Raw genomic sequence first — 13,291 nt, 5'->3', positions numbered from 1 at the left:
TGCGAGCGCTGGTTTAGTGTGGTTCGCAGTTTTTGGCCGTAGGGCACCTCAAAAAACCTAGGCGAGGCAGCCAGCGCAAGGCAAAAACAGGTGAAAAAGCGGAGTTTACGTGTTGTAAATGAGCATTTTGATTGGACTCGCATCCGAGCCTGTTTTTAACGCCGCGATGGCAACGCAGTTAGTTTTTAGAGGTGCCCTATAGTGGCCACCAGGCGCTCAGCGCCTTCACCGACGAAGAGGATGATCAGATGACCGGTTTGACCCGTACCGACTGGGAGCAACGTGCCAAGGCTCTGAAGATCGAGACCCGCGCCTACGTGCAGGGTGAATACCAGGCTGCGCAGAGCGGTGAAACCTTCGAGTGCATCAGCCCGGTCGATGGTCGAGTGCTCGGCCAGGTCGCCAGTTGCGACCTGGCCGATGCCGATCTGGCGGTCAAGTCGGCGCGGGCCGCCTTCGACTCCGGTGTGTGGTCGCGTATCGCCCCGGCCAAGCGCAAGGCCAAGATGATCCGCTTCGCCGAGCTGCTGATGGCCAACGCCGAGGAGCTGGCGCTGCTGGAAACCCTCGACATGGGCAAACCGATCAGCGACTCCCTGGGCATCGACATTCCCGCCGCGGCCAACGCCATCCGCTGGAGCGCCGAGGCGATCGACAAGGTTTACGACGAAGTCGCGCCGACGCCCCATGACCAGCTCGGCCTGGTGACCCGCGAGCCGGTCGGCGTGGTGGCGGCCATCGTGCCGTGGAACTTCCCGCTGCTGATGTCCAGCTGGAAGCTCGGCCCGGCCCTGGCCACCGGTAACTCGGTGATCCTCAAGCCGTCCGAGAAATCGCCGCTGACCGCCATTCGGGTGGCCGCCCTGGCCGTCGAAGCCGGCATTCCGGCGGGCGTGTTCAACGTGTTGCCCGGCCACGGCCACACCGTGGGCAAGGCACTGGCGCTGCACATGGACGTCGACACCCTGGTGTTCACCGGTTCGACCAAGATCGCCAAGCAGCTGATGATCTACGCCGGCGAATCGAACATGAAACGCGTGTGGTTGGAGGCCGGCGGCAAGAGCCCCAACATCGTCTTCGCCGATGCGCCGGATCTCAAGGCGGCCGCCGAGTCCGCGGCCAGCGCCATCGCCTTCAACCAGGGCGAGGTGTGCACCGCCGGCTCGCGCCTGCTGGTGGAAAACTCGATCAAGGAGCGCTTCCTGCCGATGGTGGTCGAGGCGCTGCAAGGCTGGAAGGCCGGCAACCCGCTGGACCCGGACACCAACGTCGGTGCGCTGGTCGACAGCCAGCAGATGAACACCGTGCTGCGTTACATCGAGGCCGGCCACAAGGATGGCGCCAAGTTGCTGATCGGCGGCAAGCGCACCCTGGAGGAGAGCGGCGGTACCTATGTCGAGCCGACCATCTTCGACGGCGTGACCAATGCCATGACCATCGCCCGCGAGGAAATCTTCGGCCCGGTGCTCTCGGTGATCGGTTTCGACAGCGCCGAGCAGGCCGTGCAGATCGCCAACGACACCGTATACGGCCTGGCCGCAGCAGTGTGGACGGCGGACATCTCCAAGGCGCACCTGACCGCCCGCGCCCTGCGCGCCGGCAGCGTGTGGGTCAACCAGTACGACGGCGGCGACATGACCGCACCGTTCGGCGGCTTCAAGCAGTCGGGCAACGGTCGTGACAAGTCGCTGCACGCCTTCGACAAGTACACCGAACTGAAAGCCACCTGGATCAAACTCTGATCCTGCAAGGATGAGGCGCGCCAACCAGCGCGCTTGAGCAGACCAGCGGCCGGGCTCCCAGAGCCCGGCCGCTGTGCTTCGTTGGGGAGTCAGTAATGCGTTGGGCAACCTACTTCGCGGTATGCGCGGCGGTGATCAGCATCGGCCTGGCCATGGGCGTGACCATGCCACTGGTGTCGCTGCGCCTGGAGAGCTGGGGCTACGGCTCGTTCGCCATTGGCATCATGGCGGCCACGCCGGCCATTGGCGTGCTGCTGGGCGCCTCGCTGGCCGGCGGGCTGGCGGCGCGCTGCCCGACGCCGCGACTGATGCAGCTGTGCCTGCTGGCCGGTGCGCTGTCGGTCAGCGGGCTGGCACTGCTGCAAAGCTACCCGGTATGGATCCTGCTGCGCCTGCTGCTGGGGATGACCCTGACCGTGGTGTTCATCCTCGGCGAAAGCTGGATCAACCAGTTGGCGGTGGAAAAGTGGCGCGGTCGCCTGGTGGCGTTGTACGGCACCGGCTATGCGCTCAGCCAGCTGTGCGGGCCGCTGCTGCTCAGCGTGCTGGGCACCGAGACCGACCTGGGATTCTGGTTTGGCGTGACGCTGCTGATTGGCGGCTCGCTGATGTTGATCGGTCGCACCGGCGCGCCCAAGGTCGATGCGCACAGCGCCTCCGGGCGCGGCCTGCTGGTGTTCTGCCAGCGCATGCCGGCCATCGCCTGGGCGGTGATGCTGTTCGCCGCGTTCGAGGCGATGATGCTCACCCTGCTGCCGATCTACGGCCTGCGCCAGGGCTTCACCCAGGAAGTGGCATTGCTCATGGCCAGCGTGGTGGTGGTGGGTGATGCGGTGCTGCAGCTGCCCATCGGCTTGCTCGCCGACCGCCTTTCGCGGGTCACCCTGTTCCGCCTGTGCGGGGTGGTGCTGCTGTTCTCCAGCCTGGGCATTCCGCTGCTGCTGCACACCCCGCTGATCTGGCCGGTGCTGGTGCTGTTCGGTGCCAGCGCGGGTGGCCTGTTCACCCTGTCGCTGATCCTGATCGGCGAGCGCTTTCGCGACGACCAATTGGTGCGCGCCAACGCCCATGTGGCGCAACTCTGGGGTATCGGTTGCCTGATCGGGCCGCTGGCCACCGGCGCGGTGAGCCAGTGGGTCAGCGGGCATGCGCTGCCGCTGTTGATGGCAGCGGGGGCCGTGGCGTTCATCTGGCTGGCCTGGCGGCCCCATGCCTTCGACGAACAGGTAGCGCTATAGCATTTTCTCCAGGCCGATGGCCCGGGCGAACCAGGCATTGAAGCGCCGCCAGCGGCTGCCGGGTTCCTCGGTGAGGACGAATGCCTGGCCATCGTCCTCACCGACCCAGACCATGCGCGTGCCGTTGCCATCGGGCTGCAGGCGCACCTCGTAACTTACCGAGGGCTTCATGCCCTGCAACGCCAGCTCGCGCAGGTAGGCGGCCAGCTGCGGGCTGTCGACCAGCACGCCAACCTCGGTATTCCACAGCACCGAGCGCGGGTCGACGTTGAACGAGCCGACGAAGGATTTCTGCTTGTCGATGACGATGGCCTTGCTGTGCAGGCTGGAGTTGGAACTGCCGCTGAAGCTGTAGGCCGGTGGCGAGTCTGCGCCCGGCTGGCTGCGCAGCTCGAACAGGCGCATGCCGTGCTCGAGCATTTCCTGCCGGTAGGGCGCGTAACCACCGTGCACGGCCGGCACGTCGGTGGCTTCCAGGGCGTTGGTGAGCAAACGGATATCCACGCCGTTGTCGGCCAGGCCGATCAGGTATTGCAGGCCGGCTGGCGCGGGCACGAAGTAGGCGGAGACCATCACCAGATCGCTCTTGGCGCCCTGCAGGTGCGGCGCCAGCTGGGTGGTGAGCAGCAAGTGCGGGTCGGGCTCGCCGCTGGCCAGCACCTTGCTCGGCGCATCCCACAGGGCGACGCCCGGCGCCCAGATCAGCTCGTCGAGCCACACCTCGAGCTTGGGGCTGTGCTGGTAGGCGAGCAGGCGCTCGTAGAGCTCCGGCTGCTCGACGCGAGCGCTGTCCAGGTAGTCGCGCAGACCCCTGCGGGCTTTGTCCAGATCCTTCTGCGAGGGCTGGCGCCAGACAAATTCATCGATGGGCTTGCTCAGCCGGCTGTTCCAGTATTGATCGAAACTCTCTGCCAGATCCCTGGCCACCGGCCCGACCGACAGCATGTCGATGTCGGTGAAGTTCATGTTCGGCTCGGCGTCGAAATACTCGTCGCCCAGGTTGCGCCCGCCGACGATGGCTGCCGCGCTGTCGGCCAGCCACAGCTTGTTGTGCATGCGCCGGTGCTGCTGGGAGAGGTTCAGGCCGCGACCGATCACCCGGGTGACGCCGTTCAGGCGACCCAGGTGCAGCGGGTTGAACACGCGAACCTGGATATTCGGGTGGGCAGCGAGCAGGGCGATCCTGTAGTCCTCGCCGTCGCTGGTGGTGTCATCGAGCAGGATGCGGATGCGCACGCCGCGGTCGGCGGCCTGCAGCAGTTCCTTGACCAGGGCGCGGGTGCTCAGGCCGTCATGCACGATGTAGTACTGCAGGTCGAGGCTGTGCTGCGCCGCGCGGATCAGCTCGGCGCGGGCGGCGAAGGCCTCGTTGCTGGCCGGCAGCAGGCGAAAGCCGGAATGGCCCTGGTGTTCGGCGGCGCGCCGCTGCAGGGCTGCGCCAAACGAGGAGTCGGCGGCGGGCAGCGCCTGGCTGGGGATGATCGGCACCTGGTTGGTACAGCCGCCGAGCATCAGCAGAGCGATAAAGAGCACGCGCAAGGGCACAGTTGCAGCCTCCAATCGGCTGTCCGGATGTGCTGATAGGACGACGCTGCGCTGGGAAAAATTCAGTCTCTCGGCGCTGGCAACGCTGCGAGCATGGCCGCCACGGTTTCACCGACCTTGCGCACCGCGGCTTCGATAGTCGGGCTGGGGCGCGAGGCGTAGTTCATGCGCAGGCAATTGCGGTATTTGCCGGCGGCGGAAAAAATGCTGCCCGGGGCGATCTGGATCTTGTCGGCGGCCAGTTCGCGGTTCAGGCGCTGGCTGTCGAAGCCTTCGGGCATCTCCACCCAGAGCATGAAGCTGCCTTGCGGGCGGCTGACCCGCACCGACGGCGGGAAGTAACGGCTCACCCAGTCGCTCATCTGCTCCAGGTTGCGCGCGTATTGCCCACGCATGCGGCGCAGGTGCGGCTCGTAATGGCCGCCCTCGATGTATTCGGCCAGTGCCAGTTGCGGCAGCTGCGCGGTGGTGCCGGTGCCCATGTACTTCATGTGCAGCACCTGGTTGAGGTAGCGCCCCGGGGCGATCCAGCCGACCCGAAAACCGGGTGCCAGGGTCTTGGAAAACGAGCTGCACAAGAGCACCCGGCCGTCGTCATCGTAGGACTTGATGGTGCGCGGGCGCGGGTAGTGAAAGGCCAGCTCGCCGTACACGTCGTCCTCGATGATCGCCACGTCGTGGCGCTGGGCCAGGGCCAGCAGGGCGCGCTTGTTGGCCTCCGGCATGATGTAGCCCAGCGGGTTGTTGCAGTTGGGCGTGAGCTGAATGGCCTTGATCGGCCACTGCTCGAGGGCCAGCTCCAGGGCTTCGATACTGATCCCGGTCAGCGGGTCGGTGGGCAGCTCCAGGGCCTTCATGCCGAAGCCCTTGAGGGCCTGCATGACGCCATGAAAGCTCGGCGAGTCGACGGCGACGATATCGCCCGGCACGCAGATCGCCCGGATCGCGGCCGACAGCGCCTCGTGGCAGCCGGTGGTGATGACGATGTCCTCATAGGACAGCTGGCAGCCGGAATCCAGGGTCAGGCGGGCAATCTGTTCACGCAGGCGCGGGTCGCCATGGATACTGCCGTAGGTGAGGGTGTGCAGCTCCTGCTTGCGACTCAGCCGTGACAGCGCGCGCAACAGCGGCTTGAGCGTCGGGCTGTCGATATCCGGGCGCCCGCGGCCCAGCTGCACGAAGTCGGGCCGCGGCTGCGGGGCGATCTGCTCCAGCACCTGATCCCACTGCGAGACCTCCACGGGCCGTTGCGGTGCCCGGCTGACCCTGGGCAGCGCCGGCTTGTCGCGCCCTGGCGGCACGAAATAGCCGGACTTCGCTTTCGGCAGGGCCAGGCCGCGGTCTTCCAGGTGCCGGTAGGCCTGCTGCACGGTGCTCAGGCTGACCCCATGTTCCTGGCTCAGGGCGCGCACCGAGGGCAGCCGGTCACCCGGGCGGTACAGGCCCTGCTCGATGCGTTCACCAAGCAGATCGGCGAGGTTGGTGTAGAGGGTCATGTTCGCGCACCTGTCTGGGAAATTGCTGGCGGAGCCATACAGATTGCCCTGCAATCGACCATTCAGTTGGCAATCGGCGGGATCTGTATGGATTTAATTCCGATTCTTTGCATCTGTCATGCTTTTTCCGCAGTCGCCATCATGATCTCCCATACCCCCAGGGCGCAGGAGAGCGACATGAACGGGCTGAGCGATGTGCGATTGACCTTGAAAGGCAGCGAGCTGGCGAGCGGTGCAGGGCTGCGCCTGTCGGGCGTGCCGGCGCGTATGGCGATGACGCACCGTTGGCAATGCTTCCTGCGCCGCCTGACCACCCGGCGCGCCTTGCTCGAACTCAGCGATGCGCAGTTGCGTGACATCGGCCTGAGCCGCGAGCAGGCACGTCGTGAAGCCAGGCTGCCGTTCTGGAAACTTTGACTCGAGACAGGTAGCGCTGCGCTCAACCGCAGGCTACGGGCTGCGCACGGACACAGTCAGGTCAGTTCCTTGAGGCGGTGCCAGAGCATGCCCAGCGCCAGCAAGGGTGAGCGCAGATGGCGGCCGCCGGGGAAGGTCATGTGCGGCACCTTGGCGAACAGCTCGAAGCCGCCGCCGGCTTGCCCGGCAATGGCCTCGGCGAGCAGCTTGCCGGCCAGGTGCGTGGCGTTCACGCCGTGCCCCGCATAGGCCTGGGCGTAGAACACGTTGGGTTGATCCTTGAGCCGGCCAACCTGCGGCAGGCGGTTGGCGCCGATGCCGATCATCCCGCCCCACTGGTACTCGATGCGCACGTGCTGCAACTGCGGGAATACGGCGAGCATCTTCGGGCGCATGTAGGCGGCGATATCCGCCGGGTCGGTGCCGGAGTAGCGACAGGCGCCGCCGAACAGCAGGCGGCGGTCGGCGGACAGGCGGTAATAGTCGACCGCCACCCGCTGGTCGCAGAGCGCCATATTCTGCGGGATCAGTGCGCTGGCCTGCTCCTCGCCCAGTGGCTCGGTGGCGATGATGTAGCTCCCCGCCGGCAGCACCTTGCCGCCCAGGCTCGGGTTGAGGTCGCGGATATAGGCATTGCAGGCCAGCACCAGTTGCCCGGCACGCACCACGCCCTGGGCGGTGTGCACGCGGATTTCGCTGCCGTAGTCGATGCGTGTGGCGGGTGAGTGTTCGAACAGGCGCACGCCAAGGCTCTGCGCCGCAGCCGCTTCGCCCAGCGCCAGGTTGAGCGGGTGCAAGTGGCCCGAGCCCATGTCGATCATGCCGCCGACATAGCGCTGCGAGCCGACCACCTCGTGCATCTGTTCCGGTTGCAGCAGGCGCAGTTCGTGGCGATAGCCGAGGCTCTGCAGCTCGGCGGCATCCTCGGCGAAGCCGGCCAGGTCACGTGGCTTGTTGGCCAGGTCGCAGTAACCCCAGGTCAGGTCGCAGGCGATGTCGAATTGCGCGACCCGCCGCCGTACGAGCTCCACCGCCTCCAGGCCCATCAGCTTCAGCTCGCGCACACCGTCCTTGCCGATCACCGGCTCGAACTGCTCGACGCCATGGCCGACCCCGCGAATCAGCTGCCCGCCATTGCGCCCGCTGGCACCCCAACCGATGCGATGGGCTTCCACGAGCACCACCGAGAGGCCTTTGTGCGCCAGCTCGATGGCCGTGTTGAGGCCCGAGAAGCCACCGCCGACGATGCACACGTCGGCACGCTGCTCACCTTGCAGGGCCGGCAAGTCGAGGGCCTGGTTGACGCTGGCGGCGTAATACGAGGGCGCATGCTCGGCGCTATGAACCGGCGGGTGGGCACGGACGGTCATGTGCAGGATCCTGAGTGTTATGTGCCTAAAAATGGACGAAGCATAAGCGCGGAATCCGCTGTGAGCCAACCGGCGATCAGCTTGGCAGGCCGAGCTTTGCGCTGGCTGGGCCCGCCTGTACCATGCTCGCCTGCCGTTCCAGAGCCATTGCCATGAGTTGTACCAGCCGCAAGATCGACCTGCTGCGCCGCCAGATTCCACGCTTCGACTGCGTTCCCGGCTGCCACGATTGCTGTGGCCCGGTGACCGCGTCTTCGCAGGAAATGTCGCGCCTGCCGCGCAAGACCGCCGCCGAGCAGGAAGCAGCCCTGGCCGAGTACAACTGCGTGCATCTCGGGCCCCAGGGCTGTCAGGTATACGACCAGCGCCCGCTGATCTGCCGGCTGTTCGGCACCACGCCGAATCTGCCATGCCCCCACGGCCGCGGCCCCGAGCAGCCGATCGAGGCGCAGGTGGAGCACCAGGTGCACCAGTTGATCGCCAGCACCCGCCAGGTGCTCGTCTAGCCGATTACTCCGGCACCGGCAGCGCCAGGCTCTCCTTCACTTCTTCCATCACGATGTAGCTCTTCGACTCGCGCACATGGGGCAGCTTGAGCAGGATGTCGCCGAGCAGCTTGCGGTAGCTGGCCATCTCGTTGATGCGTGCCTTCACCAGGTAGTCGAAGTCGCCGGACACCAGGTGGCACTCCAGTACGTGGGGCAGCTTGAGCACGGCGCGGCGGAAGTCCTCGAAGGTGTCGCCGGACTTGTAGTCCAGGCTGATCTCCACGAATACCAGCAGGCTGGCCTTGAGATTCTGCGGATTGAGGCGGGCGTGGTAGCCCATGATGATGCCTTCACGCTCCAGGCGGCGAACCCGTTCCGTGCACGGCGTGGTCGACAGCCCGACCCGTTCGCCCAGCTCGGTGAAGGAGATCCGTCCGTCCTCCTGGAGGATGCGCAGGATGTTGCGGTCGATCTTGTCCAGCTCGCGGCGGCTCTGATGTTGCGTACGCATGCTCGGCACCCCTCCGTGAAAGGCTGTTAAAGCCAGAATTCCCTTCGAATATACGGGTGTATACAGTGAAAAGCACTGCCATTCACTTTCTATACTGTACGCATCGACTTCTCAAATCGTAATACGCCAGTGCATCGTCGCGGCGAGGAGAATAATATGCGGGTTCTGGTGCTTGGTAGCGGTGTGATCGGTACGGCCAGTGCGTATTACCTGGCCCGCCAGGGGCTCGAGGTGGTGGTCGTGGATCGCCAGGACGGCCCGGCCATGGAAACCAGCTTCGCCAACGCCGGCCAGGTGTCGCCGGGTTATGCCTCGCCCTGGGCGGCCCCGGGCATTCCGTTGAAGGCCATCAAGTGGCTGCTGCAGAAGCACGCGCCGCTGGCGATCAAGCTGACCGGCGATATCGACCAGTACCTGTGGATGGCGCAGATGCTGCGCAACTGCACCGCCAGCCGTTATGCGGTGAACAAGGAGCGCATGGTGCGCCTGTCCGAGTACAGCCGTGACTGCCTCGACGAACTGCGCGCGGAAACCGGCATCGGCTACGAAGCGCGCCAGCTCGGCACCACCCAGCTGTTCCGCACCCAGGCGCAGCTGGACAACGCCGCCAAGGACATCTCGGTGCTCGAGCAGTCCGGCGTGCCCTATGAGCTGCTCGACCGCGCCGGCATCGCCAAGGTCGAACCGGCCCTGGCCAGCGTCACCGACAAGCTCGCCGGTGCCCTGCGCCTGCCCAATGACCAGACCGGCGACTGCCAGCTGTTCACCCGCAAGCTGGCCGAGATGGCCGCCGCGCTGGGCGTGCAGTTCCGCTTCGGGCAGAACATCCAGCGCCTCGACGTTGCCGGTGACCGCGTCAATGGCGTGTGGATCGACGGCAAGCTGGAAACCGCCGACCGCTACGTGCTGGCCCTGGGCAGCTACAGCCCGCAACTGCTCAAGCCGCTGGGCATCCGCGCGCCGGTTTACCCGCTCAAGGGCTATTCGCTGACCGTGCCGATCACCAACCCGGACATGGCGCCGACCTCGACCATTCTCGACGAGACCTACAAGGTCGCCATCACCCGTTTCGATCAGCGCATCCGCGTCGGTGGCATGGCCGAGATCGCCGGGTTCGACCTGAGCCTCAACCCGCGCCGCCGTGAAACCCTGGAGATGATCGTCGGTGACCTGTATCCCCAGGGCGGCGACCTGAGCCAGGCGGAGTTCTGGACCGGCTTGCGACCGGCCACCCCGGATGGCACGCCGATCGTTGGCGCCACCCCCTATCGAAACCTGTTTCTGAACACCGGACACGGTACCCTAGGCTGGACCATGGCCTGCGGCTCCGGTCGCCTGCTGGCCGACCTGATCGCCAGGAAGCGCCCGCAGATCAGCAGCGAAGGCCTGGATATTTCCCGTTACGGTAGCCCCAAGGAGTTGAACAACCATGTCCATACAGCGCCTGCGAACTGAGCCGCGCCTGAGCGAAATCGTCATTCACAACGGCACCGTCTACCTGGCTGGCCAGCTGGATGAAAAACACAGCGAAGGCATCGAGGCGCAGACCAAAGCGACCCTGGACAGCATCGACGCCTTCCTGGCCGAGGCCGGCACCGACAAGACGCGCATCCTGTCGATCACCATCTTCCTCAAGGATATCGATGATCGCGAGGGCCTGAACAAGGTCTGGGATGCCTGGGTGCCGGCTGGCCAGTCGCCGGCCCGTGCCTGTGTCGAAGCCAAGCTGTATTCGCCGGATGTGCTGGTGGAAATGACGGTGATCGCGGCGCTGCCTTAATGGTTAGCTAGCGACCCTCTGAGATTGTCCGGCTGTCATCAAGGCTTGAGCGTAACTCGGTTCGCTTTTGTGGGAGCGGGCCATGCCCGCGAAAATCGCGGGCATGGCCTAGGCGGCCCCGCCCGCTTCCACAGATAGAACTCTGTCTAGCGCCTCAACTGTTGTATGTCTTCTTACGCCCTTCGAGATAACCATGCGTCCCGCCCGTGCCCTGATCGATCTGCAAGCCCTGCGTCACAACTACCAACTGGCCCGTGAGCTGGCTGGCGCCCGTGCGCTGGCGGTGGTCAAGGCCGATGCCTACGGGCATGGCGCAGTGCGTTGCGCCCAGGCGCTGGAGGATAAGGCCGATGGTTTCGCGGTGGCTTGTATTGAAGAGGCCCTGCAACTACGTGCGGCGGGCATCGGCGCGCCGATCCTGCTGCTCGAAGGCTTTTTCGAGGCCAGCGAACTGGCGCTGATCGAGCAGCATGACCTGTGGACAGTGGTGCATGCCCAGTGGCAGCTCGAGGCCATCGAACAGGCAGCGCTGAAGCGCCCGCTGAATGTCTGGCTCAAGCTCGACAGCGGCATGCACCGGGTCGGCTTCCACCCGGCCGATTACCAGGCCGCCTACCGGCGCCTGCTGGCCAGCGGCAAGGTGGCGAAGATCGTGCTGATGAGCCACTTCTCCCGCGCCGACGAACTCGATTGCCCGCGCAGCGATGAGCAGCTGGCGGTGTTCCAGCAGGCCCGCGACGGCCTGGCCGCCGAGATCAGCCTGCGCAATTCGCCGGCGCTGCTGGGCTGGCCGAGCATCCCCAGCGACTGGTCGCGCCCCGGCATCATGCTCTACGGTGCCACGCCGTTCGAGCAGGCTCAGGAAGTCGCCGCGCGGTTGCAGCCGGTGATGACCCTGGAGTCCAAGGTCATCAGCGTGCGTGATTTGCCGGCCGGCGAGCCGGTCGGCTACGGCGCGCGCTTCGTCAGCGAGCGCCCTACGCGGGTCGGCGTGGTCGCCATGGGCTATGCCGACGGTTACCCGCGCCATGCGCCGACCGGCACGCCGGTGCTGATCGACGGCCAGCCGTCGCGCATCATCGGCCGTGTTTCCATGGACATGCTCACCGTCGACCTCAGCGATCTGCCGGGCGCCGGCCTGGGCAGCCGCGTCGAGTTCTGGGGCCGCGGCGTGCTGGCCAGCGATGTCGCCATGGCCGCCGGCAGCATTCCCTACCAGTTGTTTTGTAATGTGCGGCGGGTGCCGCTGATCTACAGCGAAGCCTGAGCGGCTGCTCATGATCGTTCAGCCCAGGTTCGTCGATTTTGGCAGCTAGTGGCAGAAGCGGCCGTTCCCCTATCCCGTGGGAACGGGCCATGCCCGTGATTTTTCGCGGGCATGGACTAGGCGTCCCCACCCGCTCCCACACTGGAACAGTGACGGCTGCTTCTACCTTGTAGCTGCCGCCTCATGCCCATGAAGATCATCAACAGGTTCTGAGCGGGATACGACCCCAAGTGTTCGGGCTGTTGTAAATACTGAACACTGTCGCCATGATAAGACCACTTTTCATGGCTTCACTGGGGGTATCCAACATTGGACGTCGGTCTTCGCCTGCAATCGATCCGCAAGCAAAAAGGGCTTTCCCAGCGCGAACTCGCCAAGCGGGCAGGGGTTACCAACAGCACCATCTCGATGATCGAGAAGAACAGCGTGAGCCCGTCGATCAGCTCGCTGAAGAAGGTGCTGGCCGGGATTCCCATGTCGCTGGTGGAATTCTTCTCCCTGGAAGCCGAGCAGGACAACCAGGTGCAGGTGGTCTACCGCGCCAGTGAGCTCACCGATATCCACAGCGGTGCGATCACCATGAAGCTGATCGGCAAGGCGCACCCCAGCCGGGCCATCTCCTTTCTCGATGAAACCTACCCGCCGCACAGCGACACCGGCCTGGAGATGTACGCCCACGAGGGCGAGGAGACCGGCATGCTGGTCGAAGGGCGCCTGGAGCTGACCGTCGGTGACGAGGTGTTCATCCTCGAAAGTGGCGACAGCTACTACTTCGAAAGCAGCCGGCCGCACCGTTTCCGCAATCCGTTCGATCAGCCGGCGCGGTTGATCAGTGCCACCACGCCCGCCAACTTCTAGGTTCACGCCCGGCAATCTGCGTCGTCGTTGATCTGCGTCATGGGGTCACGCATCCCGCCGCCCAGGCCAGTCGGTATACTTTGCCGGCTTGCGAAACCCTGGCCGCGAGCGTGATTAGCCACCCATGAGGGCATCTGAGTGAACCCAATGAGAAGCATGCTGCTAGCGCCGGCCATCGCCCTGGCGCTATGGGCCGTGACCGCCCAGGCGAACAACGACGAAGCGATTGCCGAGCGGATCAAACCCGTCGGCCAGGTGTGCATCGCCGGGCAGCAATGCCAGGGCGTCGAAACCGTGGCGACCGCCGCCGCGGGGGCCGCCCGCAGCGCCGACGACATCATTGCCAGGCATTGCACGGCCTGCCACACCAGCGGCCTGCTGGGTGCGCCGAAGATCGGCGACACGGCGGCCTGGAAGGAACGTGCCGACCACCAGGGCGGCCTGGACGGCATCCTCGCGGCGGCGATCAACGGCATCAACGCCATGCCGCCCAAGGGCACCTGCGGTGATTGCTCGGACGACGAATTGCGCGCCGCCATCCAGAAGATGTCCGGCCTGTAGAGCAGCGTTGTCTACGCC

The 13,291-nt window shown here is 65.5% G+C and carries 13 protein-coding genes; 9 read left to right on the top strand and 4 right to left on the bottom strand.

The features are described from left to right. Nucleotides 1-248 precede the first annotated feature (248 nt). Together QYS36_RS17635 and QYS36_RS17630 are read left to right on the top strand one after the other, a co-directional pair. Nucleotides 249-1,742, top strand: coding sequence for an aldehyde dehydrogenase (locus QYS36_RS17635; RefSeq protein ID WP_308840719.1), 1,494 nt, complete (start codon nucleotides 249-251; stop codon nucleotides 1,740-1,742). Nucleotides 1,743-1,837: 95 nt separating this feature from the next. Next, the gene (locus tag QYS36_RS17630; protein ID WP_308840718.1) at nucleotides 1,838-2,980 is read left to right on the top strand and encodes an MFS transporter; all 1,143 of its coding nucleotides are present in this window, start codon (nucleotides 1,838-1,840) and stop codon (nucleotides 2,978-2,980) included. Here QYS36_RS17630 and QYS36_RS17625 read toward each other — a convergent pair. After that, on the bottom strand, nucleotides 2,975-4,492 hold the full coding sequence (locus tag QYS36_RS17625; protein WP_308840758.1) for a phospholipase D family protein: 1,518 nt from the start codon (nucleotides 4,490-4,492) through the stop codon (nucleotides 2,975-2,977). The two genes, QYS36_RS17630 and QYS36_RS17625, sit on opposite strands and share 6 nt — an antisense overlap. 95 nt (nucleotides 4,493-4,587) lie before the next feature. Continuing rightward, complete coding sequence (locus QYS36_RS17620; protein WP_308840717.1) at nucleotides 4,588-6,021, bottom strand: PLP-dependent aminotransferase family protein; 1,434 nt, start codon at nucleotides 6,019-6,021, stop codon at nucleotides 4,588-4,590. Nucleotides 6,022-6,198: 177 nt separating this feature from the next. On the opposite strand from QYS36_RS17620, the gene QYS36_RS17615 reads away from it, so the two are divergent. Continuing rightward, nucleotides 6,199-6,438: a DUF1127 domain-containing protein gene (locus tag QYS36_RS17615; protein WP_308840716.1), complete on the top strand. Its 240-nt coding sequence runs from the start codon at nucleotides 6,199-6,201 to the stop codon at nucleotides 6,436-6,438. Between the two features lie 56 nt (nucleotides 6,439-6,494). Here the strand turns inward: QYS36_RS17615 and QYS36_RS17610 are convergent, their stop codons facing one another. Next, nucleotides 6,495-7,808, bottom strand: a complete 1,314-nt coding sequence (locus QYS36_RS17610; protein WP_308840715.1) for an FAD-binding oxidoreductase — start codon at nucleotides 7,806-7,808, stop codon at nucleotides 6,495-6,497. A gap of 152 nt (nucleotides 7,809-7,960) precedes the next feature. On the opposite strand from QYS36_RS17610, the gene QYS36_RS17605 reads away from it, so the two are divergent. Further along, on the top strand, nucleotides 7,961-8,314 hold the full coding sequence (locus QYS36_RS17605; protein ID WP_308840714.1) for a YkgJ family cysteine cluster protein: 354 nt from the start codon (nucleotides 7,961-7,963) through the stop codon (nucleotides 8,312-8,314). A 4-nt stretch (nucleotides 8,315-8,318) separates the two neighbouring features. On the opposite strand, the gene dadR is transcribed toward QYS36_RS17605, so the two are convergent. Then, nucleotides 8,319-8,807, bottom strand: a complete 489-nt coding sequence (gene dadR, locus QYS36_RS17600; protein ID WP_013789818.1) for a transcriptional regulator DadR — start codon at nucleotides 8,805-8,807, stop codon at nucleotides 8,319-8,321. 156 nt (nucleotides 8,808-8,963) lie between these two features. Between dadR and dadA the strand changes: the two genes are divergently transcribed. The 5 genes from dadA to QYS36_RS17575 all read left to right on the top strand — a co-directional run bounded on the left by dadA (nucleotide 8,964) and on the right by QYS36_RS17575 (nucleotide 13,273). Further along, a complete protein-coding gene (dadA, locus tag QYS36_RS17595; RefSeq protein WP_308840713.1) occupies nucleotides 8,964-10,262 on the top strand; it encodes a D-amino acid dehydrogenase in 1,299 nt (432 codons plus the stop codon). Continuing rightward, the gene (locus QYS36_RS17590) at nucleotides 10,237-10,587 is read left to right on the top strand and encodes a RidA family protein (RefSeq protein ID WP_308840712.1); all 351 of its coding nucleotides are present in this window, start codon (nucleotides 10,237-10,239) and stop codon (nucleotides 10,585-10,587) included. Before dadA ends, QYS36_RS17590 begins: the two co-directional genes overlap by 26 nt. Nucleotides 10,588-10,780: 193 nt before the next feature. Then, entirely contained in the window at nucleotides 10,781-11,854 is a 1,074-nt protein-coding gene (gene alr, locus QYS36_RS17585; protein ID WP_308840711.1) for an alanine racemase, read from the top strand. A 309-nt stretch (nucleotides 11,855-12,163) separates the two neighbouring features. Then, the gene (locus QYS36_RS17580) at nucleotides 12,164-12,712 is read left to right on the top strand and encodes a cupin domain-containing protein (protein ID WP_073267937.1); all 549 of its coding nucleotides are present in this window, start codon (nucleotides 12,164-12,166) and stop codon (nucleotides 12,710-12,712) included. A gap of 138 nt (nucleotides 12,713-12,850) precedes the next feature. Then, a complete protein-coding gene (locus tag QYS36_RS17575) occupies nucleotides 12,851-13,273 on the top strand; it encodes a c-type cytochrome (protein ID WP_308840710.1) in 423 nt (140 codons plus the stop codon). Nucleotides 13,274-13,291: the final 18 nt, after the last annotated feature.

The sequence above is a fragment of the Pseudomonas sp. G34 genome (assembly GCF_031119625.1).
In the GTDB taxonomy this organism is placed as follows: domain Bacteria; phylum Pseudomonadota; class Gammaproteobacteria; order Pseudomonadales; family Pseudomonadaceae; genus Aquipseudomonas.
Note: the sequence above shows the minus strand (reverse complement) of the source record. Positions and strands in the feature narration are given on the sequence as shown.

Excerpts from the sequence above, each read along its gene's own strand:
- QYS36_RS17625 (WP_308840758.1), bottom strand. The coding sequence starts at position 4,492 with ATGCTCGGCGGCTGTACCAACCAGGTGCCGATCATCCCCAGCCAGGCG.
- QYS36_RS17630 (WP_308840718.1), top strand. The coding sequence starts at position 1,838 with ATGCGTTGGGCAACCTACTTCGCGGTATGCGCGGCGGTGATCAGCATC.
- QYS36_RS17615 (WP_308840716.1), top strand. The coding sequence starts at position 6,199 with ATGAACGGGCTGAGCGATGTGCGATTGACCTTGAAAGGCAGCGAGCTG.
- QYS36_RS17610 (WP_308840715.1), bottom strand. The coding sequence starts at position 7,808 with ATGACCGTCCGTGCCCACCCGCCGGTTCATAGCGCCGAGCATGCGCCC.
- QYS36_RS17605 (WP_308840714.1), top strand. The coding sequence starts at position 7,961 with ATGAGTTGTACCAGCCGCAAGATCGACCTGCTGCGCCGCCAGATTCCA.
- dadR (WP_013789818.1), bottom strand. The coding sequence starts at position 8,807 with ATGCGTACGCAACATCAGAGCCGCCGCGAGCTGGACAAGATCGACCGC.
- QYS36_RS17590 (WP_308840712.1), top strand. The coding sequence starts at position 10,237 with ATGTCCATACAGCGCCTGCGAACTGAGCCGCGCCTGAGCGAAATCGTC.
- QYS36_RS17620 (WP_308840717.1), bottom strand. The coding sequence starts at position 6,021 with ATGACCCTCTACACCAACCTCGCCGATCTGCTTGGTGAACGCATCGAG.
- dadA (WP_308840713.1), top strand. The coding sequence starts at position 8,964 with ATGCGGGTTCTGGTGCTTGGTAGCGGTGTGATCGGTACGGCCAGTGCG.
- QYS36_RS17635 (WP_308840719.1), top strand. The coding sequence starts at position 249 with ATGACCGGTTTGACCCGTACCGACTGGGAGCAACGTGCCAAGGCTCTG.
- alr (WP_308840711.1), top strand. The coding sequence starts at position 10,781 with ATGCGTCCCGCCCGTGCCCTGATCGATCTGCAAGCCCTGCGTCACAAC.